The sequence below is a fragment of the Ferrovibrio sp. genome, assembly GCF_964218355.1.
Lineage (GTDB): Bacteria > Pseudomonadota > Alphaproteobacteria > Ferrovibrionales > Ferrovibrionaceae > Ferrovibrio.
This window is the reverse complement of sequence record NZ_CAXPMC010000011.1, coordinates 1-21438: the sequence shown is the minus strand read 5'-3', so window position 1 is coordinate 21438 and position 21438 is coordinate 1. Positions and strand designations below refer to the sequence as shown.

At 65.3% G+C, this 21438-nt stretch carries 34 protein-coding genes and 2 pseudogenes; 3 read left to right on the top strand and 33 right to left on the bottom strand.

Annotation, left to right across the window (positions count from 1 at the left end):
- Positions 1–2: 2 nt before the first annotated feature.
- Positions 3–767, top strand: coding sequence for a hypothetical protein (locus tag ACEQZY_RS06860; protein WP_370153207.1), 765 nt, complete (start codon positions 3–5; stop codon positions 765–767).
- Here ACEQZY_RS06860 and ACEQZY_RS06855 read toward each other — a convergent pair.
- Positions 742–1362: a cysteine hydrolase family protein gene (locus ACEQZY_RS06855; protein ID WP_370153205.1), complete on the bottom strand. Its 621-nt coding sequence runs from the start codon at positions 1360–1362 to the stop codon at positions 742–744. The two genes, ACEQZY_RS06860 and ACEQZY_RS06855, sit on opposite strands and share 26 nt — an antisense overlap.
- Positions 1363–1437: 75 nt before the next feature.
- Between ACEQZY_RS06855 and ACEQZY_RS06850 the strand changes: the two genes are divergently transcribed.
- Entirely contained in the window at positions 1438–2304 is an 867-nt protein-coding gene (locus tag ACEQZY_RS06850; RefSeq protein ID WP_341704248.1) for a LysR family transcriptional regulator, read from the top strand.
- Positions 2305–2331: 27 nt separating this feature from the next.
- On the opposite strand, the gene ACEQZY_RS06845 is transcribed toward ACEQZY_RS06850, so the two are convergent.
- From ACEQZY_RS06845 to ACEQZY_RS06830, 4 genes are all read right to left on the bottom strand, one after another.
- Complete coding sequence (locus tag ACEQZY_RS06845; protein WP_370153203.1) at positions 2332–3321, bottom strand: RluA family pseudouridine synthase; 990 nt, start codon at positions 3319–3321, stop codon at positions 2332–2334.
- A gap of 32 nt (positions 3322–3353) precedes the next feature.
- Positions 3354–3752, bottom strand: coding sequence for a hypothetical protein (locus ACEQZY_RS06840; RefSeq protein ID WP_341704250.1), 399 nt, complete (start codon positions 3750–3752; stop codon positions 3354–3356).
- 63 nt (positions 3753–3815) lie between these two features.
- Positions 3816–5153: a replication-associated recombination protein A gene (locus ACEQZY_RS06835; protein ID WP_341704251.1), complete on the bottom strand. Its 1338-nt coding sequence runs from the start codon at positions 5151–5153 to the stop codon at positions 3816–3818.
- Positions 5154–5159: 6 nt separating this feature from the next.
- Positions 5160–6572, bottom strand: a complete 1413-nt coding sequence (locus ACEQZY_RS06830; RefSeq protein ID WP_370153201.1) for a Do family serine endopeptidase — start codon at positions 6570–6572, stop codon at positions 5160–5162.
- Between the two features lie 113 nt (positions 6573–6685).
- On the opposite strand from ACEQZY_RS06830, the gene ACEQZY_RS06825 reads away from it, so the two are divergent.
- Positions 6686–7141 (top strand): PAS domain-containing protein, encoded by a 456-nt coding sequence (locus ACEQZY_RS06825; RefSeq protein ID WP_341704253.1) that lies wholly within the window; start codon positions 6686–6688, stop codon positions 7139–7141.
- A gap of 57 nt (positions 7142–7198) precedes the next feature.
- Here ACEQZY_RS06825 and rplQ read toward each other — a convergent pair whose 3' ends face one another.
- From rplQ to tuf, 28 genes and pseudogenes are all read right to left on the bottom strand, one after another.
- Entirely contained in the window at positions 7199–7621 is a 423-nt protein-coding gene (gene rplQ / locus ACEQZY_RS06820; RefSeq protein ID WP_341704254.1) for a 50S ribosomal protein L17, read from the bottom strand.
- Positions 7622–7657: 36 nt separating this feature from the next.
- Positions 7658–8674 carry a DNA-directed RNA polymerase subunit alpha gene (locus ACEQZY_RS06815; protein ID WP_341704255.1) on the bottom strand — a complete coding sequence of 339 codons (1017 nt, stop codon included), beginning with the start codon at positions 8672–8674 and terminating at the stop codon, positions 7658–7660.
- 137 nt (positions 8675–8811) lie between these two features.
- Positions 8812–9204, bottom strand: a complete 393-nt coding sequence (rpsK, locus tag ACEQZY_RS06810; protein WP_341704256.1) for a 30S ribosomal protein S11 — start codon at positions 9202–9204, stop codon at positions 8812–8814.
- A gap of 36 nt (positions 9205–9240) precedes the next feature.
- Positions 9241–9618 (bottom strand): 30S ribosomal protein S13, encoded by a 378-nt coding sequence (gene rpsM, locus ACEQZY_RS06805; protein ID WP_341704257.1) that lies wholly within the window; start codon positions 9616–9618, stop codon positions 9241–9243.
- A gap of 193 nt (positions 9619–9811) precedes the next feature.
- On the bottom strand, positions 9812–10462 hold the full coding sequence (locus ACEQZY_RS06800) for an adenylate kinase (RefSeq protein WP_341704258.1): 651 nt from the start codon (positions 10460–10462) through the stop codon (positions 9812–9814).
- Positions 10459–11805 carry a preprotein translocase subunit SecY gene (gene secY / locus ACEQZY_RS06795; RefSeq protein ID WP_370153198.1) on the bottom strand — a complete coding sequence of 449 codons (1347 nt, stop codon included), beginning with the start codon at positions 11803–11805 and terminating at the stop codon, positions 10459–10461. Before secY ends, ACEQZY_RS06800 begins: the two co-directional genes overlap by 4 nt.
- A 74-nt stretch (positions 11806–11879) precedes the next feature.
- Positions 11880–12395 (bottom strand): 50S ribosomal protein L15, encoded by a 516-nt coding sequence (gene rplO / locus ACEQZY_RS06790; protein ID WP_341704260.1) that lies wholly within the window; start codon positions 12393–12395, stop codon positions 11880–11882.
- A 49-nt stretch (positions 12396–12444) separates the two neighbouring features.
- On the bottom strand, positions 12445–12630 hold the full coding sequence (gene rpmD / locus ACEQZY_RS06785; protein ID WP_341704261.1) for a 50S ribosomal protein L30: 186 nt from the start codon (positions 12628–12630) through the stop codon (positions 12445–12447).
- Between the two features lie 6 nt (positions 12631–12636).
- On the bottom strand, positions 12637–13209 hold the full coding sequence (gene rpsE, locus ACEQZY_RS06780) for a 30S ribosomal protein S5 (protein WP_341704262.1): 573 nt from the start codon (positions 13207–13209) through the stop codon (positions 12637–12639).
- A 16-nt stretch (positions 13210–13225) separates the two neighbouring features.
- Positions 13226–13597, bottom strand: coding sequence for a 50S ribosomal protein L18 (rplR, locus tag ACEQZY_RS06775; RefSeq protein WP_370153196.1), 372 nt, complete (start codon positions 13595–13597; stop codon positions 13226–13228).
- 10 nt (positions 13598–13607) lie between these two features.
- The gene (gene rplF, locus ACEQZY_RS06770) at positions 13608–14141 is read right to left on the bottom strand and encodes a 50S ribosomal protein L6 (RefSeq protein ID WP_341704263.1); all 534 of its coding nucleotides are present in this window, start codon (positions 14139–14141) and stop codon (positions 13608–13610) included.
- Between the two features lie 11 nt (positions 14142–14152).
- On the bottom strand, positions 14153–14548 hold the full coding sequence (gene rpsH / locus ACEQZY_RS06765; RefSeq protein ID WP_341704264.1) for a 30S ribosomal protein S8: 396 nt from the start codon (positions 14546–14548) through the stop codon (positions 14153–14155).
- Between the two features lie 12 nt (positions 14549–14560).
- The gene (gene rpsN, locus ACEQZY_RS06760; RefSeq protein WP_341704265.1) at positions 14561–14866 is read right to left on the bottom strand and encodes a 30S ribosomal protein S14; all 306 of its coding nucleotides are present in this window, start codon (positions 14864–14866) and stop codon (positions 14561–14563) included.
- A 20-nt stretch (positions 14867–14886) separates the two neighbouring features.
- Positions 14887–15417, bottom strand: a complete 531-nt coding sequence (gene rplE, locus ACEQZY_RS06755) for a 50S ribosomal protein L5 (RefSeq protein WP_370153346.1) — start codon at positions 15415–15417, stop codon at positions 14887–14889.
- Positions 15418–15446: 29 nt separating this feature from the next.
- A complete protein-coding gene (gene rplX / locus ACEQZY_RS06750; protein WP_341704267.1) occupies positions 15447–15770 on the bottom strand; it encodes a 50S ribosomal protein L24 in 324 nt (107 codons plus the stop codon).
- Positions 15771–15773: 3 nt separating this feature from the next.
- Entirely contained in the window at positions 15774–16142 is a 369-nt protein-coding gene (gene rplN / locus ACEQZY_RS06745) for a 50S ribosomal protein L14 (protein ID WP_370153193.1), read from the bottom strand.
- 34 nt (positions 16143–16176) lie between these two features.
- Positions 16177–16413, bottom strand: a complete 237-nt coding sequence (gene rpsQ / locus ACEQZY_RS06740; RefSeq protein WP_370153191.1) for a 30S ribosomal protein S17 — start codon at positions 16411–16413, stop codon at positions 16177–16179.
- A gap of 11 nt (positions 16414–16424) precedes the next feature.
- A complete protein-coding gene (gene rpmC, locus ACEQZY_RS06735; RefSeq protein WP_341705333.1) occupies positions 16425–16625 on the bottom strand; it encodes a 50S ribosomal protein L29 in 201 nt (66 codons plus the stop codon).
- Between the two features lie 3 nt (positions 16626–16628).
- Positions 16629–17048, bottom strand: a complete 420-nt coding sequence (rplP, locus tag ACEQZY_RS06730; protein WP_341705334.1) for a 50S ribosomal protein L16 — start codon at positions 17046–17048, stop codon at positions 16629–16631.
- Between the two features lie 6 nt (positions 17049–17054).
- Positions 17055–17764: pseudogene (rpsC, locus tag ACEQZY_RS06725) on the bottom strand (30S ribosomal protein S3).
- The gene (gene rplV / locus ACEQZY_RS06720; RefSeq protein ID WP_341705336.1) at positions 17764–18204 is read right to left on the bottom strand and encodes a 50S ribosomal protein L22; all 441 of its coding nucleotides are present in this window, start codon (positions 18202–18204) and stop codon (positions 17764–17766) included. The pseudogene rpsC and the gene rplV overlap by 1 nt, the downstream one beginning before the upstream one ends.
- A gap of 2 nt (positions 18205–18206) precedes the next feature.
- On the bottom strand, positions 18207–18482 hold the full coding sequence (rpsS, locus tag ACEQZY_RS06715; RefSeq protein WP_341705337.1) for a 30S ribosomal protein S19: 276 nt from the start codon (positions 18480–18482) through the stop codon (positions 18207–18209).
- A gap of 20 nt (positions 18483–18502) precedes the next feature.
- Entirely contained in the window at positions 18503–19339 is an 837-nt protein-coding gene (gene rplB, locus ACEQZY_RS06710) for a 50S ribosomal protein L2 (RefSeq protein ID WP_370153188.1), read from the bottom strand.
- Positions 19340–19343: 4 nt separating this feature from the next.
- Positions 19344–19637, bottom strand: coding sequence for a 50S ribosomal protein L23 (locus tag ACEQZY_RS06705; RefSeq protein ID WP_370153187.1), 294 nt, complete (start codon positions 19635–19637; stop codon positions 19344–19346).
- Complete coding sequence (gene rplD / locus ACEQZY_RS06700) at positions 19634–20254, bottom strand: 50S ribosomal protein L4 (RefSeq protein WP_370153344.1); 621 nt, start codon at positions 20252–20254, stop codon at positions 19634–19636. The genes ACEQZY_RS06705 and rplD overlap by 4 nt, the downstream gene beginning before the upstream one ends.
- A gap of 24 nt (positions 20255–20278) precedes the next feature.
- Positions 20279–20962, bottom strand: a complete 684-nt coding sequence (gene rplC, locus ACEQZY_RS06695) for a 50S ribosomal protein L3 (RefSeq protein ID WP_341705340.1) — start codon at positions 20960–20962, stop codon at positions 20279–20281.
- Positions 20963–20975: 13 nt separating this feature from the next.
- Complete coding sequence (rpsJ, locus tag ACEQZY_RS06690) at positions 20976–21284, bottom strand: 30S ribosomal protein S10 (RefSeq protein ID WP_341705341.1); 309 nt, start codon at positions 21282–21284, stop codon at positions 20976–20978.
- A gap of 27 nt (positions 21285–21311) precedes the next feature.
- Positions 21312–21438: pseudogene (gene tuf / locus ACEQZY_RS06685) on the bottom strand (elongation factor Tu); the annotation flags it as partial.

Genomic DNA, 21438 nt, shown 5'->3' with positions numbered 1-21438 from the left:
CGGTGCGCCCCCTTCTCCTGCTGCTGGTCCTTGCCGGGCTGGCCGGCTGCAGCGGGCTGGAGGACAGCGTGCGCGATCTCAACCGCAACCTCTATCGCAGCTGGGCCGGCGACGGCGACCGGCAGGCCCGCGGCAGCGGCACGACCGCCGGCGACGGCACAGCCGCGGAAACCGCCTGCTTCAATGCCGATAGCGGGCTGCTGTATGCCAGCCGCACCGGCCGTTGCGCGCCGGGGTATGTCCCGATCGGCCTCGATGCGGCAGAACGGGAATTCGGCGCGGCCGGCAACCGGGCGCCGGTGGCCGGTCGTGCCGCCCCCGAAATCGCCCCGCTGCCTGGCAGCGATGTCCGCCCTGCCCGTGCCGGCGGCACCCCGACGGCGACAACCGGCATGACCGCCCCCGAGCGCCGCCTGGCGCTCTGCTACAATGACACCACCGGACAGATTTTCGAGGCCGAGGCCTGTCCGCCCGGCAGCCGCTGGATCGACAGCGCCGATGCCGCGGCCCTGCAGCGCGCCAATCTCGGCTCTGCCCTGTGGTGCTACTTCCCCGGCCGCCGGCTGCTTTACCGCAGCCGGGCCTGCCGCCCGGGCGACCAGGCCCTGACCCTAGCCGAGGCCGACCGCATCTGGGACGACCTGCCACCCGAGCGGCGCACCCGGACCCGCCCCTCGGCGACGGCCAGCAACCTGCAGCCGGTACCGCCGGTGGACGCCGCCCCGCGCGGCGGGGTGAAAGCTACGCCGCTGCCGGCACCGAAATAGCCCCTGTATCCGTCAGGATCGTCGCGAAGCGGTCGCTGAGAGCGGTCAGGGTCACCCGGTGCAGGTCCGCGGCCGCCATGACGCCGCCGCCCAGCGGGTCTGGCAGGTCGCGGGTGGCACAGCCGGCGGCAATGACGGCCGAACGGTAGCCATGGTCGACTGCGCTGCGCACCGTGGCGCTGACGCACATATGGGTCTGGAAACCGGCAACGATCAGCTCCCTGCGGTCCAGCGTCTTCAGCCGCGCATCGAGATCGGTGCCGGCGAATGCGTTTGGCAGCGCCTTGGTGACGATGGTCTCGCCATCCGCCGGGCCGATGCCGGCGATGAACTGCGATCCCGGCCCCTCCGGGTCGAACAGCGCGCCGCCGGGCCGGCCATGGTGGCGGACATGGATCACCGGGGCGCCGTGGCGGCGGGCGGCAGCCAGCAGGCGGCCGATCTCGGCGGCGGCGGCATCGATCCCGGCCAGCGGCAGCCGGCCGGCCGCGGTGTATTCGACCTGGTGGTCGATCAGCAGCAGCCCGGATTTGTCCCACAGCACCGGCTGGCCGGCGGCACCAGCCATCTCGAGCAATGTCTTCGGGCGGGTCATGGCTTTTCTCCTGTTCGGTTGACGGAACAGGTTTAGGCGATGGCGATCTCTGTGCAAATTCCATAAGATTGCACGATGAATGATCGAAAACGCACAGACGCCCTGGACTGGAACGATCTGCGCTACGTGCTGGAACTGTCGCGCCGGGGCAGCCTGTCGGCGGCGGCCCGCAGCCTGAAGGTCAATCACGCCACCGTGGCCCGGCGCATCGCCGCGCTTGAGACGGCTCTCGGGGTCATCCTGTTCGACCGCCATGCCCGCGGCTACCGTGCCACTGCGGCAGCGCAGCCGGTGATTGCCGCCGCCGAACAGGTCGAGGCCCCGCTGCTGCGGCTCGGCCGGCAGGCCGGCGCCCGCCAGGCGGAGCAGGTCGAAGGCCTGGTGCGTATCACCGCCACCGAAGGTGTCGCCAGCTACAGCATCGCACCGCATCTGCCGGCCCTGCTGCAGCGCTGGCCACTGCTGCAGATCGAGATCGTCGTCGAGCATCGCTCGCTCAGCCTGGCCCGCCGCGAGGCCGATATCGCCTTCCGCTGGGCCCGCCCGCAGAGCGGCGATCTCTATGCCAGCCGGCTGGGCACCGTTCCCCACCGGCTGTATCGCGGCGCCCTGCTGGCCGAGCAGAATGCCGTCGCCGCCTTCGACGACAGCCTTGCCGACCTGCCGGAAACCCAGTGGCTGGGGCGGCAGCCGGCCCTGCGCCCGGTGCTCCGCAGCAACAGCATGCAGCCCCTGCTGGCCGCGGCACGGGCCGGCGCCTGCGCCGTCCTGCTGCCGGACTATATCGGCCGCGGCTTTCCCGAACTGGTTCCCGACCCCGGCAAGGCCGTGGTCAGCCGCGATCTGTGGCTGGTGGTGCATCGCGACCTGCGCAGGGCACCGCGGGTGCGCGTGGTGGCGGATTTCCTCGGCGCCGCGATCCGCACGCTGCTGCGGGGCTAGGGCCGCGGGCCCGGCGGCAGGGCCGGCCTATTCCTCCAGCCAGACATCCGCGGACTTTTCCTCGGTCAGTCCCAGAAAATCCCAGCTGCCCTGCATATGCGGCGGCAGCGGCGCCCGCACCTCCAGCATGCCGCCATCCGGATGCGGCAGGCGGATGCCACGCGCATGCAGATGCAGCTTGCGGCTGACGCCGCCGGTCAGATACGCCGCCTGCCCGCCGTATTTGCCATCGCCAACGATCGGCGTCTGCATGGCGGCGCAATGCACGCGCAGCTGATGTGTGCGGCCGGTCAGCGGCGCCATGGCCAGCCAGGCGGCACGTTTGCCGGCGGTATCGATGGTGCGGTACAGCGTGACGGCATTCTTGCCATCCTCCTCGTCTGCCACCATGCGCTCACCGGCGGCGCCGGGCAGTTTGGACAGTGCCAGCACGATCTTGCCCTGTGCCTGCTGCGGCACGCCGACCACCAGCGCCCAGTACAGCTTGCGGGCCTCGCGTGTGCGCAGCGCCTTGGCCAGAGCGGCGGTTGCCGCAGCCGTGCGCCCCAGCAGCAGCACCCCGGAGGTGTCCTTGTCGAGACGATGCACCAGCCGCGGCCGTTCGGCATGTCCGAAACGCAGATGGTCGAGCAGGCCGTCGAGATGCTCGCTCTGGCCGGTGCCGCCCTGGGTGGCGAGGCCCGCCGGCTTGTCCAGCACGATGACGGACTCGTCCCGGTGCAGCACGGCGGCCTGCAGTTCGGCGATCCGTTCCGGCGTGGCCCGGGCCGGCCTTGGCTGACGCACCGGCGCGGCCTCGGCCGCTGCAGGGTCGCCCAGCGGCGGCACCCGCACGGTCTGGCCGGCTTCCAGCCGGGTCGAGGCCTTGGCGCGACCGCCATCGACGCGGACCTGTCCGGTGCGCAGCAGCTTTTCCAGCTTGCCATGACCGACCCACGGGAAATGCCGCCTGAACCAGCGGTCGAGCCGCAGGTCGGCTTCGCCGTCTGCCACAATGCGGGAGGTAACCTGAGACATGACCTGTGCTGCCTGGAGGTGAACGGAGATATTTACCGCCAGACCCGGCGGACGCGGTCGACTTCCTTCGGGGCCTCGGGCAGCGGCTCGGCCTTCTGCTCGGCACGCTGGCGCGCCCGCTCGGCCTGCTCTTCCACCCAGGCGTCATACATTTTCTCGTGGCCCTGCAGCGACTGGATCTCCAGTTCGCATTCCTGCGCCACCTGGACGATGATCTGCCTGTTGATGTTCTTGAAGCGGGCCAGCCGGTCGTAAAAACACTCTTCCTTGGTCGGAACAGGCCTGCCGGGCACGAAATATGGCTCCTCACGCAGCGTGATCGTCGCCGCGCCGAAGAGACCAGCAACCGCCAGCAACGCCAGCAGCAGACCGCCGATCACGCCGTACCGCTGCAGCGCCGAGAACCGGGACAGGGGTGAACTCGTTTCCATAACTGTAGTTTACACCAAATTGGCCGGCCGGTCAGCGATTGCCGACTGCATGGTTAACGCTGGTCACGAGTCGCTGTCGTTTTCTGCCACACGACGCTGGCGCAACTTATGCCAGTATTCCAGTCGTTTGATGATGTCGCGCTCGAAACCCCGTTCAACCGGCCGGTAGAAGCGCTGCCGCTCCATCCCTTCCGGAAAGTAATCCTGTCCGGAAAAGCCATCGGCGGCATCATGGTCATAGGCATAGCCATCGCTGTAGCCGAGCGACTTCATCATCTTGGTCGGCGCATTCAGGATGTGCATCGGCGGCATCAGCGAGCCATGTTCCCGCGCCGCCCGCTTCGCTGCACTTTCTGCCTTGTAGGCCGCGTTGGATTTCGGCGCCGTGGCTAGGTAGATCACGGCCTGCACGAGACCGAGTTCGCCTTCCGGCGAACCGAGAAAGTCGTACATGTCTTTCGCCGCCAGCGCCTGCAGCAGGGCATTGGGATCGGCCATGCCGACATCCTCGGCCGCGAAGCGGACGATCCGCCGCGCGATATACAGCGGGTCCTCGCCCCCCACCAGCATGCGGGCCAGCCAGTACAGCGCGGCATCGCAGTCGGAGCCGCGCATCGACTTGTGCAGCGCCGAGATCAGGTTGTAATGCTCGTCCTGACTCTTGTCATAGAGCGGTGCCCGCTTCTGTAGCAGATCCGCCAAGCCGGCCGGATCGAGACTGCCGCCGTCATGCAGGGTGAATATCTGTTCGGCCATATTCAGCAGATAGCGGCCATCGCCATCGGCCATCGCCCGCATGGCGGCCCGCGCTTCGGCGGTCAGCGGCAGCGGACGGTCCTCCTCGGCCTCGGCCCGCCCGAGCAGCGCCTCCAGCGCCGCATCATCCAGCCGGTGCAGCACGATCACCGAAGCCCGTGACAGCAGCGCCGAATTCAGCGCGAAGCTGGGATTCTCGGTGGTGGCGCCGACCAGAACCACGGTGCCGTCTTCCACGTAGGGCAGGAAGCCATCCTGCTGGGCACGGTTGAAGCGGTGAATCTCGTCGACGAACAGCAGGGTCGCCTGCCCGGCGGCGCGGCGGCGGCGTGCCTCTTCAAAAGCCTTGCGCAGATCGGCCACGCCAGAGAAGACAGCCGACAGCGGTGCGAAATGCAGGCCCGTGGCGTCGGCCAGCAGCCGGGCTATCGACGTCTTGCCGGTGCCGGGCGGCCCCCACAGGATCAGGCTGGCCAGCCGCTTCACCTGCACCATGCGTGCCAGCGGTCCGCCTTCCTTCAGCAGATGATCCTGGCCGATCACGTCATCGAGATTCTTCGGGCGCAGGCGGTCGGCCAGCGGTCCGGCCGGGGCCGTTTCCAGGCCCGCCTTGCTGAACAGCGTCTCGTCCGGCGGCTGGCTCATGCCCGGTCAGAGCCTCACATTCAGGGTGAAGACCTGCCTGCCGCGCTGCAGTTCGACGGACCATTTGTCCGACGCCTGCAGCAAAGCCTGCAGGTCAGCGACAAGGCGTACCGCCCGTCCGTTCACCCGGATCACCCGGTCGCCAGGGCGGATGCGCAGCCGATGGGCCGGCGAACCGGGCTCCACTTCCGTGACAACCACGCCGTCCTCCAGCGTGTCGGCCCCCAGCTCCTCGGCAAAAGCCGGTGACAGATTGCCCACCGTGGCACCGGCCAGCGGCTGGTTGCCACGCAGCAATGTCAGATTCCGTGGCGGGTCTTCCGGCGCCTGTGACAGCGGGACGGCGACCGCGATCCGGCGTCCCTCCCGCAATACGTCCAGACTGGCTGTCTCGCCCAGTTTCCGCGTCGAGATGCGGAATTTCAGGGCCTGCGGATCGTTGACCTCGCGGCCATCGACAGCCAGGACCACATCGCCGGCCTGCAGGCCGGCACGACCCGCCGGGCTGTCGCGGCGGACGGCATTGATCAGCACGCCGGCGGGCCGCTGCAGGCCGAGGCCCAGGGCGATCTCGCTGGTGACCCTCTCGCCATGGGCACCGAGCCACGGCCGGTGAATTCCCTTGCCGGCAACAGCGCTGGCCACCGTCGAGGCGACCAGGTTGGAGGGGATCGCGAAGCCGATGCCGACCGAGCCGCCGGATTTCGAAAAGATCGCCGTGTTGATGCCGGCAAGCTTGCCATCCATGCCCACCAGAGCGCCGCCGGAATTGCCGGGATTGATTGCCGCATCGGTCTGGATGAAGGACTGGGCATCGAGATTGCCGACGCCGGTGCGGCCGAGGCCGGAGACGATACCCTGGGTCACCGTCTGGCCGACGCCGAAGGGATTGCCGATCGCCATCACCAGATCGCCGACCTGCAGGTCGTCGGAATCGCGGAATTCGAGATGCGGCAGCTGCTCTCCCCGCGTGTCGATGCGCAGCACGGCGAGATCGACATGGGGATCGGCGGCGATCACCCTCGCCTCGAATTCACGACGGTCGGCCAGGGCCACGACGATCTCGGTGGCGCCGTCGACAACGTGATTGTTGGTGACGATCACGCCATCCGGTTCGATGATCACGCCGGAGCCCAGCGACTGCGCGATCCGCTCGCGCGGCTGGCCGGGTGGCGCCATATCGCCGAAAAAGCGCCGGAAGAAAGGATCGTCGAACATCGGGGAGCCGCGCTGGACGACGCGTTCGACCTTGCGGGTATAGATATTCACCACGGCCGGCGCGACACGCTTCACCAGCGGCGCGAAACTCAGCCGGATTTCCGCCTCGCCGGCCGGCAGGCGGGTCTGCGGCTGGGCCGCCACGCCCGGCGCAGACAGCGCGATACCGGCGGCCAGCAGTATTTTCAGCAAGCGGATCATCCCGGAGCCCTGATGCCTCATCCAACAGATTAAAGAGCGTTTCCGTTGTTTTTCAATGCCATGGAAAGAAACGCCGATTGTATTTCACAGACTTTCATGGTGCTCTGTCACAAATGGTGAGCGATTCCCCGGATTTTACGCTGGATACGCCCGTACTGCGGCAGCTGCATGCCTATTGGGCGGACAAGTGCGCCGGGCGCCCCTATCCCAGCCGCGACGACATCGATCCGCTCGGGCTGAAATTCATTCTCGGCAACCTGCTGCTGATCGAGGTCGGGGACGAACCCGAGCCGCGCTTCCGCTATCGCCTGTTCGGCAGCGAAATCGCCCGCCAGCAGGGCTTCGACATGACCGGCAAATACACCGACCAGCATCCCTGGCCCGATTTTGCCGCCCGGGCCCGCGAGGTCTATCTCGGTGTGCTGCAGACGACCCGCCCGAGCCTGATCCGGCGGCGCGGGCTGATTGGCGAGCAGGTTTTCGACCATCAGTCCCTGATCCTGCCGCTGGGCAATGACAGGATCGACATGCTTCTGGTCGGTGTGGTGTTTTCGCCCGCCACGCCCTGAAACGAAAACGGCGGCCCGGAAACCGGGCCGCCGCCGTCATGCAATCCCTGGCGCCGCTCAGGCGGCTGCTTCGGCCTCGCCGGCTTCAGCCACCGGACCCGAATCGAGGCCCTTCACCGACGGGTCGCGATCAACCAGTTCGATCACGGCCAGCGGAGCGGCGTCGCCATAGCGGAAGCCGGCCTTCAGCACGCGGGTATAACCGCCCTTGCGCTCGGCATAGCGCTGGTTGAGGGTCGAGAACAGCTTCTCGACCGCCGCCTTCTCCGGCAGGAACGACAGCGCTTGGCGGCGGGCATGCAGATCGCCGCGCTTGCCGAGCGTGATCAGCTTGTCCATCAGCGGCTTCAGCTCCTTGGCCTTCGGCAGCGTGGTGGTGATCTGCTCGTGCTTGATCAGCGACGCGGCCATGTTGCCGAACATCGCACGGCGGTGGGAGCTCGTCTTGTTGAGCTTGCGGCCGGCATTGCGGTGACGCATGTCTACTCTCCTCGATCCTTCGTTAGGCGGGCAGGATCAGTACTGATCCTGCAGCTTCTTCGCCAGTTCCTCGATATTCTCAGGCGGCCAGTTGGGGACATGCATGCCAAGATGCAGGCCCATCTGCGCCAGGACTTCCTTGATCTCGTTCAGCGACTTGCGGCCGAAATTCGGCGTGCGCAGCATCTCTGCCTCGGTCTTCTGGATCAGATCGCCGATGTAGACGATGTTGTCGTTCTTCAGGCAGTTGGCCGAACGCACCGACAGCTCCAGCTCGTCGACCCGGCGCAGCAGGTTCGGATTGAACTCCGGCTCGCTGGTGATCTTCTCGCGGGTCTCGGCCTTCGGCTCCTCGAAATTGATGAAGAGCTGCAGCTGGTCCTGCAGGATGCGGGCGGCAAAAGCGACGGCATCTTCCGGCTTCACGGCGCCGTTGGTCTCGATCTGCATGGTCAGCTTGTCGTAGTCGAGAATCTGGCCCTCGCGGGTATTCTCAACCTTGTACGAAACCTTGCGGACCGGGCTGTACAGCGCATCCACCGGGATCAGGCCGATCGGCGCGTCCTCGGGACGGTTGGCCGATGCCGGCACATAGCCCTTGCCGGTCTCGACGGTCAGTTCCATACGGATGCTGGCGCCGTTGTCGAGCGTGCACAGCACATGGTCCGGGTCCATGACCTCGATGTCATGGCCGGTCTCGATCATCTTGGCGGTGACTTCGCAGGGACCCTGCGCGTTCAGATGCATGCGCTTCGGGCCTTCGCCGTGCATCTTCAGGGCCATCGACTTGATGTTCAGCACGATGTCGGTGACGTCCTCGCGGACACCCGGAATCGACGAGAATTCATGCAGCACGCCGTCGATCTTGATCGACGTGACGGCGGCGCCCTGCAGCGACGACAGCAGCACGCGGCGCAGCGCGTTGCCCAGCGTCAGGCCGAAACCGCGCTCCAGCGGTTCGGCGACGATGGTGGCAGTACGGCCCGGCACGGCGCCCGGCTCGATCACCAGCTTGTTCGGCTTAATCAGATCGGTCCAATTCTTCTGGATCACCTGTAACCTCGTTCGGTTGCGGCGGGCACGGCGCACCGCCTGGACCACCTCGGTTGTGGCAACGGCCGCCCCTCTGTCTGTCGGGGTGCGGCCGGCCTCTCATTCCCGGATCGCGGCGGCCGCGCCGCCACGACAAATCAGATGCGGCGGCGCTTTGGCGGACGGCAGCCGTTATGCGGGATCGGCGTCACGTCGCGGATGCTGGTGATCACGAAACCGACCGCCTGCAGGGCGCGCAGGGCCGACTCGCGGCCCGAACCCGGACCCTTCACCTCGACCTCGAGGGTGCGCACGCCATGCTCGGCAGCGCGGCGGCCGGCGATATCGGCAGCAACCTGCGCAGCATACGGGGTCGACTTGCGCGAACCCTTGAAGCCCTGGCTGCCCGCCGACGACCAGGCAATGGTGTTGCCCTGCGCGTCGGTGATGGTGATCATCGTGTTGTTGAACGATGCATTCACATGCGCAACGGCAGAGGTGATGTTCTTCTTTTCCTTGCGCCGGGGGCGCGCGGCCTTGTCCTTGACCATGAGTATCCTGCAGTCCTTGGAAAACGGGGGTAGGGTTTAGCGGGTCGCCTTCTTCTTGCCGGCGATGGCAACCGCCTTGCCCTTGCGGGTGCGGGCATTGGTGTGGGTGCGCTGGCCGCGGACCGGCAGGCCCTTGCGGTGACGCAGGCCGCGGTAGCAGCCGAGATCCATCAGCCGCTTGATGTTCATCGCGATCTCGCGACGCAGGTCGCCCTCGACCTTGTAGTCGCGGTCGATGGTCTCGCGGATCTGCAGAACCTCGGCGTCGGTCAGTTCATTGACCCGGCGCTCGGCCGGCAGGCCGATCTTCTCGCAGATTTCTTTCGCCTTCACCCGGCCGATGCCGTAGATGTAGGTCAATGCGATCTCGACCCGCTTGTTGGTCGGGATGTTCACGCCAGCAATACGCGCCACGCTTTTTCTCCTCGAATCACTCGCTCCGACAGGGGTCGGAACGTCAGTCTTGGGCGGTTAAACGGCCGCGCGAAATACAGCGAAATCAAAGATTTACGCTGTTCCGCGCCGTCTGTTTTCCTGATCGCACCCGCTGCCCAAGGGGCGCGATTATAGAAACTATCCACACGCAGTCAACTACTTAAGAGAGCCCTCAGAGGCTGGCTAAAACCCCTTCGATCTGCCGGGTCACCTCGTCCATGTCAGCCATACCATCGACCTGGCGCAGAATACCGCGGCCGTCATAATAGGGCAGCAGGGGTGCCGTCTGGTCGTGATAGGCCTTGAGCCGGGGGACCACGGTTTCCGCGGTGTCATCGGCGCGCCGGCTGAACTCGGTGCCGCCACAGACATCGCAGACCCCGGGGGTCTTCGGCTGCTTGAAGGTATCATGATACCCGGCGCCACATTTGGCGCAGGTAAAGCGGCCGGTGATGCGCTCCACCAGGGCGCCGTCATCAACCTTCATCTCGATCACGGCATCCAGCTTGAGCTTGCGCTCGGCCAGCATCTTGTCCAGGGCCTCGGCCTGCTTGGTGGTGCGCGGGAAACCGTCCAGGATGAAGCCCTTACGGCAATCCGGCTGGTCGATCCGTTCCGCGATGATCCCGACCACGATCTCGTCGGATACCAGCGCGCCACTGTCCATCACTGCCTTGGCCTTGAGCCCGGTCGCCGTGCCGGCCTTGACGGCCGCGCGCAGCATGTCGCCGGTCGACAGCTGGACCAGACCATGGCTGGCGGTCAGGCGCTGGGCCTGGGTGCCCTTGCCGGCCCCCGGCGGTCCGAGCAGGATCAGTCTCATTTGCGCGCTCCCCTCAGCTTGGCCTTCTTGATGAGGCCCTCATACTGATGCGCCAGCAGATGCGACTGGATCTGCGCCACAGTATCCATGGTGACGCTGACGACGATCAGCAAAGACGTGCCGCCGAAGTAGAACGGCACCGAATACTGGGAAATCAGGATCTCCGGCAGCAGACAGACCGCGGAGATATAGATCGCACCGACAGCAGTCAGCCGGGTCAGCACATAGTCGAAATATTCGGCGGTCCGCTGGCCAGGCCGGATGCCGGGCACAAAGCCGCCATTCTTCTTCAGGTTATCGGCCGTCTCGGTCGGATTGAAAACCACCGAGGTATAGAAGAAGCAGAAGAAGGCGATCAGCGCGACATACATGACCATGTACAGCGGCTGGCCATGGCCGATCAGCGTGGTCAGGGTCGTCACCCATTCCGGCGCACCCGAGCTGGCCGTGAACTGCGCGATGGTGATCGGCATCAGCAGCAGCGACGAGGCGAAAATCGGCGGAATCACGCCCGAGGTATTCAGCTTCAGCGGCAGATGCGAGCTTTCGCCACCGAACATCCGCTGGCCGACCTGGCGCTTCGGATACTGCACCAGAATACGGCGCTGGGCGCGCTCCATGAACACGATGAAAGTGATCACGGCCACGATCAGGATGATCAGGAACAGGATGAAGAAGGTGCTGAGTGCGCCGGTGCGGCCGAGCTCCAGCGTGGATGCAAGGGCCCGCGGCAGCTCGGCGATGATGCCGGCGAAAATGATGAGTGAAATGCCCTGGCCGACGCCGCGCTGGGTGATCTGTTCGCCCAGCCACATCAGGAACAGGGTGCCGCCGGTCAGCGTGATGACGGTGGTCAGGCGGAACATCATGCCCGGGTCGATCACGGCGCCGCCACGGCTGCCGGACATGCCTTCCAGGCCGACGGAGATGCCGTAGGCCTGGATCGCCGCCAGGAAAACGGTGCCGTAACGGGTATACTGGTTGATCTTCTTGCGGCCGGCCTCGCCTTCCTTCTTCATCGCTTCCAGCTGCGGTGACACCGCGGTCAGCAGCTGGACGATAATGGAGGCCGAGATATACGGCATGATGTTCAGCGCGAAGATGGTCATGCGCTCAAGCGCACCACCCGCGAACACATTGAACATGCCGAGGATGCCGCCGGACTGCTGGCGGAAGATATCCGCCATGATCATCGGATCGATGCCGGGCAGCGGGATATAGGTGCCCAGCCGGTACACGATCAGCGCGCCGATCGTGAACCAGATCCGCTTCTTCAATTCGGTCGCCTTGGCGAAGGCCCCGAAATTGAGGCTGGCTGCCATGCGTTCCGCTGCCGATGCCATGTCCGATCCCTAATCCGAACGCGTGATCCTGAGAAGGCTGGCGGGGCCGAAGCCCCGCCGCCAGTCCCGATTACTTACTTCTTCTTGCCTTTGGCCTTCTTGTCGGCCTTCGGTGCGGCCTCGCTCTTCGGCGGGACCAGGACGGTGATGCTGCCACCGGCCTTCTCGACCGCCGCCTTCGCGGTGGCCGACGCGCCGCTGACCGTGATGGTGATCTTCGCCTTCAGTGCACCGGTACCCAGCAGGCGGACGCCATCCGCCTTGCCCGAGCACAGGCCGGCCTTGGCCAGCGCGGCCTCGTCGATCGGCTGGGCCGCATCGAGCTTGCCCTTCTCGATCACCGCCTGCAGACGGCCGATGTTGACCGCCTCGAAAACAGTGGGGTTCGGCACATTGAAGCCACGCTTCGGCAGCCGGCGGTAGATCGGGGTCTGGCCGCCTTCGAAGCCGTTGATGCTGACGCCGGTGCGGGCCTTCTGACCCTTGACGCCACGGCCCGAGGTCTTGCCCTTGCCGGAGCCAATGCCGCGGCCGACGCGCATGCGCTCCTTGCGGGCGCCCGGATTGTCGGCGATCTGATTGAGACGCATGTTGCTAACCCTTCCGCTCGGACCGGCCGCAGCCGGTTCCTAAGTTCCTTCAGCCTTCGACCTGCAGCAGGTGCTGGACCTTCTTGATCATGCCACGCACCGAGGGGGTGTCCTCGAGCTCGCGGCTCTGATGCAGCTTGCGCAGGCCCAGACCCACCAGGGTCTGCTGCTGGTCGGCGGTGCGCTTGTTGGCCGAGCGCACCCAGGTGACCTTGACCGTCTTCGCCTTGGCCATGACGGATTACTCCTCGGTCTCGGGGCGGCGGCCGAGGATATCGGCCACCTTCTTGCCGCGCTTGGCAGCAATGTGCCGCGGCGCATTCAGGTTCTGCAGGGCGGCGAAGGTCGCCTTGACCATGTTGTGCGGATTCGACGAACCCAGCGACTTGGTCACGACGTCAGCAACGCCCAGCGTTTCGAACACCGCACGCATCGGACCGCCGGCGATGATGCCGGTACCGGCCGGGGCGGCACGCAGCACGACCTTGCCGGCGCCATGACGGCCTTCGATGTCATGATGCAGGGTGCGGCCTTCGCGCAGGTTGACGCGGATCAGGTTGCGCTTCGCATGCTCGGTGGCCTTGCGGATCGCTTCCGGCACCTCGCGGGCCTTGCCCGAACCGTAGCCGACGCGGCCCTTCTGGTCACCGACGACAACCAGCGCGGCGAAACCGAAACGCCGGCCGCCCTTCACCACCTTGGCAACGCGATTGATGCTGACCAGCTTGTCGACGAACTCGTTGTCGCCCCGCTCGCCGCGATCGGCGCCGCGATCGCCGCGGTCGCCCCGTTCAGATCGTTGAGTAGCAGCCATTGTACCCAAACCTTTCTCAGAAACTCAGACCGGCTTCGCGCGCCGCGTCAGCCAGCGCCTTGATGCGCCCGTGGAAGAGATAGGCGCCGCGATCGAAGATCACCTCGGTGACGCCGGCAGCCTTGGCACGCTCGGCAATCAGCTTGCCGACCTCCGAAGCCGCCTTGGTGTCGGCACCGGTCTTCAGCGAACCGCGCAGACCCGGCTCCAGCGAGGAAGCCGAGGCCAGGGTGACGCCATTGGCGTCATCGATCACCTGCGCATAGATGTAACGCGAGGAACGATGCACGCTCAGCCGGGCACGGCCATGGGCGGCGGCCCGGATGCGGGTGCGGTTGCGTTCCTTGCGGCGCTCGTTGAGAGCGTTCAGGCGGGTCTTGATGCTCATGGCGCGGCCCTTACTTCTTCTTGCCTTCCTTGCGCAGGATGGTCTCATCAACATACTTGATGCCCTTGCCCTTGTAGGGCTCGGGGGGCTTGATCGCGCGGATTTCCGCGGCAACCTGGCCGACCAGCTGCTTGTTCGCACCGGTGATCTTGATCGAGGTGGGCTTTTCCACCTTGATCTCGATGCCCGCCGGGATCGGATAGAGGACTTCATGGCTGAAGCCCATGTTCAGCTGCAGGTTCTTGCCCTGCATCGCCGCACGCAGGCCGACGCCATTGATTTCCAGCTCCTGGGTGAAGCCGTCCTTGACGCCTTTCACCAGGTTGCTGACCAGGGTGCGCTGCATGCCCCACATGGAGCGGCCGCGGCGCGTGGCCTGGCGCGGCTTGACGGTGATCTTGCTGTCCGCCATTTCCACCGACAGATCGTCCACGACGGTGAGCTTGAGCTCGCCCTTCGGGCCTTTCGCGGTCAGGGTCTGGCCGGCCAGCTGGACCTGCACGCCCTGCGGCACCGGAACCGGATGCTTGCCGATACGCGACATGGTCACACTCCTCAGAATACGCGGCAGAGGACTTCGCCGCCGACATTGGCAGCGCGGGCCTCGACATCGGACATCACGCCACGCGGGGTCGACAGGATCGAAATCCCGAGGCCGCCGCGGACCTTGCCCAGATCCTTGATGGCCGAATAGACCCGGCGGCCCGGGGTCGACACGCGGTCGATGGCCCGGATGACCGGCTCGCCTTCATAATACTTCAGCTCGATGCGCAGGTTGCGCTTGTTGCCATCCTCCAGCAGCTCGTAGCCGCGGATATAGCCTTCCTTCTTGAGGACCTCGAGGACATTCATCCGCAGCTTCGAGGCCGGGCAGCCGATGGCGGACTTGCCTGCCTGCTGGCCGTTGCGGATGCGGGTCAGCATATCGCCAAGGGGATCGGTAAGAGCCATGCTCGTATCTCCTTACCAGCTCGACTTGACCATGCCCGGGATCTGGCCCATCGAGGCCAGCTCACGCAGCATGTTGCGCGACAGCTTCAGCTTGCGGTACACGGCACGCGGACGGCCGGTGATTTCGCAGCGGTTGCGCACGCGGATCTTGGCGGAGTTGCGGGGCATCTCGGCCAGCTTCAGGGCAGCTTCGAAGCGCTCTTCCGGCGACACGCTCTTGTTCTTGATCGTGGCCTTCAGCTTGGCGCGCTTCGCCGCATACTGCGCGGACAGCTTCTCGCGGCGCTTGTTCTTTTCGACGGAACTCGTCTTCGCCATTTCAGCGATCCTTTCCCGGCTCAGTTCTGGAACGGCATGCGGAAGCCGGCCAGCAGGGCCTTGGCCTCCTCATCCGTCTTCGCCGTCGTGCAGATGATGATGTCCATGCCGCGGACCTCGTCGATCTTGTCGTAGTTGATCTCCGGGAAGATCAGCTGCTCCTTCAGGCCCAGGGCATAATTGCCACGGCCGTCGAAGCTCTTGCCCGGAACGCCACGGAAGTCGCGCACGCGCGGCAGCGCGATGTTAATCAGGCGGTCGAGGAACTCGTACATGTGCTGGCGGCGCAGGGTAACCTTGCAGCCGACCGGCTGGCCCTCGCGCAGCTTGAAGTTCGCGATCGCCTTGCGGGCCTTGGTCGTCACCGGCTTCTGGCCGGTGATGGCGGCCAGCTCGGTCACCGCAGCCTGGACCTTCTTGGAGTCCTGGGCGGCTTCGCCGACACCCATGTTGATCACGATCTTCTCGATCCGCGGAACCTCCATCGGGTTCTTGTAGCCGAACTTCTCGATCAGCTGCTTGCGAACCTGGTTCTCGTAGATGTCCTTCATGCGGGGAGCGTTCATTGCATCACCCTCCATCAACGGTCGATGACTTCGCCGGAGCGCTTGGCAACGCGCACCTTGCGACCATCATCCAGAAACTTGTAGCCAACGCGGGTCGGCTTGCCGTCCTTCGGATCGGCATGCATCACGTTGGAAACGTGGACCGGGGCCTCGCGCTCCTCGATGCCGCCGGCCGTGGCACGGCCCGGCTTGACATGCTTGGTCACCTTGTTGGCGCCCTGCACGACGACACGGTCCATGATGCGATCAACGTGCAGCACCTCACCGGTCGCTCCCTTGGAGCGGCCGGAGGTGATGACGACCTTGTCGCCCTTCTTGATTTTGAACTTCTCGGCCATGGCTCAGAGCACCTCCGGCGCCAGAGAAATGATCTTCATGTGCCCCTTCACACGCAGCTCGCGGGTGACCGGCCCGAAGATACGGGTGCCGATCGGCTCCTGCTGCTTGTTGATCAGCACGGCTGCATTGCGGTCGAAGCGGATGGCGCTGCCGTCGGGGCGACGGATTTCCTTGGCGGTGCGCACGATGACGGCGCGATGCACGTCACCCTTCTTCACGCGGCCGCGTGGAATGGCGTCCTTCACGGACACCACGATGATATCACCGACCTGGGCCGTCTTGCGCTTCGAACCGCCCAGCACCTTGATGCACTGGACCCGGCGCGCGCCCGAATTGTCGGCGACGTCGAGATTGGTTTCCACCTGGATCATTGGACCTATACCTCGCTAAATATCCGGTGTCGGCTCAGGAGGCGTTCTCGAGGACGACCCAGCGTTTCAGCTTGGAAATCGGTCGTGCTTCCTCGATCCACACAACGTCCCCTTCCTTGTGGACGTTGTTCTCATCATGAGCATGGTAATTCTTCGAACGGCGGATGAACTTCTTGTACACGGGGTCCATGATCCGCCGTTCGACTTTCACGACGACGGTCTTGTTGCCCTTGTTGCTCACCACGACGCCCTGCAATACGCGCTTCGGCATCTCGTCTCTCCTTACGCCCGCTTGGCGCCGGCCGGCTGGCCGAGCGCGGTCCGTACACGGGCGATATCCCGGCGCACCTGACGGACGCGCGCGGTATTCTCAAGCTGGCCGGTCGCCTTCTGGAAGCGCAGGTTGAACTGCTCCTTCTTCAGGTCGGTCAGTTTGGTAATCAGTTCGTCCTTGGTCTTGCCGACCAGTTCGCTCGCCTTCATGACTTACGCTCCCTCACCCAGACGGGTGATGACTTTGGTGCGGATCGGCAGCTTGGCGGCGCCCAGCTCGAAGGCTTCCTTGGCCAGCGCCGCCGGAATGCCGTCCAGCTCGAACATCACCCGGCCCGGCTTCACGCGGCAGACCCAGAGCTCGGGCGAACCCTTGCCCGAACCCATGCGGACTTCGGCCGGCTTCTTCGATACCGGCACGTCCGGGAAGACGCGGATCCACATGCGGCCCTGGCGCTTGATGTGACGGGTGATCGCCCGGCGGCAGGCCTCGATCTGGCGAGCGGTGACGCGCGCCGGCTCCATTGCCTTCAGGCCGAAGGCGCCGAAATTCAGCGCCGTGCCGCCCTTGGCAACACCGTGGATGCGGCCCTTGAAGGCCTTACGGAACTTTGTACGCTTCGGTTGCAACATCGCTCGTTACTCCCGGATCAGCCCTGGCGGCCGCCCTGATGGCCCTGAACCTGGTCGGCCAGGCGCTTGTCCTGGGCCATCGGGTCATGAGCCATGATCTCACCCTTGAACACCCACACCTTCACGCCGCAGCTGCCATAGGCAGTCTTGGCGGTCGAGCGGGCGAAATCCACATCGGCGCGCAGGGTATGCAGGGGCACGCGGCCTTCGCGATACCATTCAACGCGGGCGATTTCCGCACCGCCGAGACGGCCGCCGCAGGTGATGCGGATGCCGCCGGCGCCCAGGCGCATCGCCGACTGCACAGCGCGCTTCATGGCGCGGCGGAAGGCAACGCGACGCTCCAGCTGCTGGGCGATATTCTCGGCCACCAGCTTGGCATCCAGCTCCGGCTTGCGGATCTCGACGATGTTCAGATGCACTTCCGACTTGGTCATCTTGGCCAGATCGGAACGCAGCTTCTCGATATCGGCGCCCTTCTTGCCGATCACCACACCCGGACGGGCCGAGTGGATGGTGATGCGGGCCTTCTTGGCCGGCCGCTCGATGACGATGCGGGCAACGCCGGCCTGGGCCAGGCGCTGCTCGAGATACTTGCGGATCTTCAGATCCTCGTGCAGCAGACCGGCATACTCCTTGTCGCTGGAATACCAGCGGGAATCCCAGGTGCGGTTGATGCCGAGGCGAAGCCCGACCGGATTGACTTTCTGACCCATTACGCCTGCTCCCCGCTCTGCTGCACCGCGGCCGACTTCGTCTTGGCCTTGGCCGGAGCCTTCTTCTCTTCCTCGCGCTCGCGCACAACAATGGTGATGTGGCTGAACGGCTTCAGGATCTTGGCGCCACGACCGCGGGCGCGGGCATGGAAGCGCCGCATCACCAGGCCCTTGCCGACGCTGGCCTCGGCAACGACCAGACGATCGACGTCGAGCTGGTGGTTGTTCTCGGCATTGGCGATCGCCGACTGCAGCACCTTGCGGACATCCTTGGCGATGCGCCGCTTGGAGAAAGTCAGCTCCGACAGGGCCGCCTCGACCCGCTTGCCGCGGATCAGGCCGGCGACCACGCCGAGTTTGCGGGGGCTGACCCGGATATTCCGGCCCACCGCCATCGCCTCGTTCTCGCCGAGGCGGGATTCGCGCGCCTGCTTGCCCATGGTTACTTCTTCGCCTTCTTGTCGGCGCTGTGACCGTGGAACGTGCGGGTCGGCGAGAACTCGCCGAACTTGTGCCCGACCATTTCCTCGGTAACCAGCACCGGGATGAACTTGTTGCCGTTGTGGACGCCGAAGGTCTGGCCGACGAACTGCGGCATGATCGTCGAACGCCGCGACCAGGTCTTGATGACCTCCTTGCGACCCGACGACGCCACCTTGTCGGCCTTATTCAGCAGATACCCGTCTACGAACGGGCCTTTCCAGACAGAACGTGCCACGACCTAACCTCCTAGCCCGATCAGCTATGCTTGCCCGACGGGCGGCGGCGCAGGATCATATTCTGCGTCCGCTTATTGTTACGGGTGCGCTTGCCCTTGGTGTTCTTGCCCCACGGGGTCACCGGATGGCGACCGCCCGAGGTCCGGCCCTCACCACCACCATGCGGATGGTCGATCGGGTTCATGGCAACACCGCGCACAGTCGGGCGCACGCCCAACCAGCGCTTGCGGCCGGCCTTGCCGAGCTTGGTGTTCTGGTTGTCCGGATTGGACACCGCACCGATGGTGGCCATGCACTCGGCCTGCACCAGGCGCTGCTCGCCGGAAGCCAGGCGCAGCAGGGCCATGCCCTGGTCCTTACCGACCAGCTGGACGAAGCTGCCGGCCGAACGGGCCATCTGGCCGCCCTTGCCCGGCTTCATCTCCACATTGTGGATGATGGTGCCGACCGGGATCGACTTCATCGGCATGGCATTGCCCGGCTTGATGTCGACCTTCTCGCCGGCAATGACGCGGTCGCCGACCTTCAGGCGCTGCGGCGCCAGGATATAGGCCAGCTCGCCGTCATCATACTTCAGCAGCGCGATGAAAGCCGTCCGGTTCGGATCGTATTCGATCCGCTCGACGCTCGCACCGACATCGAACTTGCGGCGCTTGAAGTCGATCATGCGATAGCGGCGCTTGTGGCCGCCGCCGATATGACGGGTGGTGATGCGACCGGTGTTGTTGCGGCCGCCGGTCTTCTTCAGACCCTCGGTCAGTTCCTTGACCGGGCGGCCCTTGTAGAGCTGCGAGCGGTCGATCAGGACCAGGCCGCGGGTCGACGGCGTTACCGGCTTGTAATTCTTCAGAGCCATGGCGTCAGATTCCCGTCGTCACGTCGATCTTGTGGCCGTCGGCGAGGGTGACCATCGCCTTCTTCCAGTCGGAGCGCTTGCCCGGCTGGCCACGGAACATCTTGGTCTTGCCCTTCGACCGCAGGGTGTTCACCGCCATAACCTTGACCTTGAACAGCGCCTCGACGGCGGCCTTGATCTGCGGCTTGGTGGCCTCGAGCGGAACCCGGAAAGTGACCTGATTGTACTCGGAAGTACGGGTCGCCTTTTCGGTGATCACCGGCGAAAGGATCACGTCGTAGTGGTTGAGATTGCTCATTTCAGGCGAGCCTCCAGAGCCTCGACCGCGGCCTTGGTCAGCACCAGGGTGTCACGGCGCAGGATGTCATAGACGTTGGCGCCCTGCTCCGGCAGCACATCGAGATTGCGGAGCGAACGGGCGGCGCGGGCAAAATTCTCGTCCACCGCCTTGCCGTCGATCAGCAGCGCGCTCTCCAGGCCAAGGCCCTTCAGCTTGCCGGCCAGGTCCTTGGTCTTGGCATCCTTGAGAACCGCCGCGTCGACAACCTTGAGCTTGCCTTCGGCCAGCTTGGTCGACAGCGCGGTCTTCAGGGCCAGCTTGCGGACCTTCTTGGGCAGGTCGATGGCATGGCTGTGCGGCACCGGGCCAAACGCCTTGCCGCCGCCGCGGAACTGCGGGGCGCGGATGCCGCCGTGGCGGGCGCCGCCCGAACCCTTCTGCTTGATGATCTTGCGGGTCGAACCGGCAACCTCACCATAGGTCTTGGATTTGTGCGTGCCCTGCTGGCGCTTGGCCAGCTGCCAGATCACGTAGCGCTGCAGCAGGTCTGCGCGCGGCGGCAGGCCGAACACGTCCTTGGACAGCGCAAGCTTGCCCGCGGACTTGTTCTCCAGGTCGGTCACGCCGACTTCAATCGTCTCGGCCATGGCTGTCTACCCTTACTTCTCGGCGGCCTTGAGGGCGGCCGGCATCGGCACGTCCTTGTGCCGCGGCTTCTTCACCGCGTCGCGGACATACACATACTGACCTTCCGAACCCGGCACGCTGCCCTTCAGCATGATCAGGCCGCGGGCGGCGTCAGTGCGGATTACCTGCAGGTTCTGCTGGGTGCGCTGACGGTCGCCCATATGGCCGGCCATCTTCTTGCCCTTGAACACCTTGCCCGGATCCTGGCGCTGGCCGGTCGAACCGTGGCTGCGGTGGCTGATCGACACGCCGTGGGTCGCTTCGAGACCGCGGAAGTTGTGCCGCTTCATGACACCAGCAAAACCCTTACCGATGGTGTTGCCGACGACGTCGACGAACTGGCCGACGACGAAATGCTCCACCGACAGCTCGGCGCCAACATCCACCATCGCCTCGGCGGCGACGCGGAACTCAGCCACCTTGCGCTTCGGCTCGACATTCGCCTTGGCGAAATGCCCGCGCATGGCCTTGGAGACATTCTTCGGCTTGGCGGCATCGACACCGACCTGGAGGGCGGTGTAACCGTCCTTCTCCTCGGTGCGCTGCGCCACAACCTGGCAGTTGTCCACCTTCAGCACGGTGACCGGCACATGCGTACCGTCCTCCGTGAACAGCCGGGTCATTCCCAGCTTGCGTGCAACCAATCCGGTCCGCATGGGCCCAATCCCCTTACAGCTTGATCTCGACATCCACGCCGGCGGCGAGGTCGAGCTTCATCAGCGCGTCCACCGTCTGCGGAGTCGGGTCGACAATGTCGAGCAGCCGCTTGTGGGTGCGGATCTCGAACTGCTCACGCGACTTCTTGTCGACGTGCGGCGAACGGTTCACGGTGAACCGTTCGATATGAGTCGGCAGCGGGATCGGGCCCCGCACGCGCGCCCCGGTACGCTTCGCGGTGTTGACGATCTCGCTGGTGCTCTGGTCGAGCACGCGATGATCGAACGCCTTGAGGCGGATGCGGATATTCTGGCTGTCCATCGTATCTATCCCAGCTAGACGCCGAAGTTACGCGATGACCTTGGCGACGACGCCGGCGCCGACGGTGCGGCCGCCTTCGCGGATCGCGAAGCGCAGGCCTTCGTCCATGGCGATCGGCGCGATCAGCTCGACATCCATCGCCACGTTGTCGCCC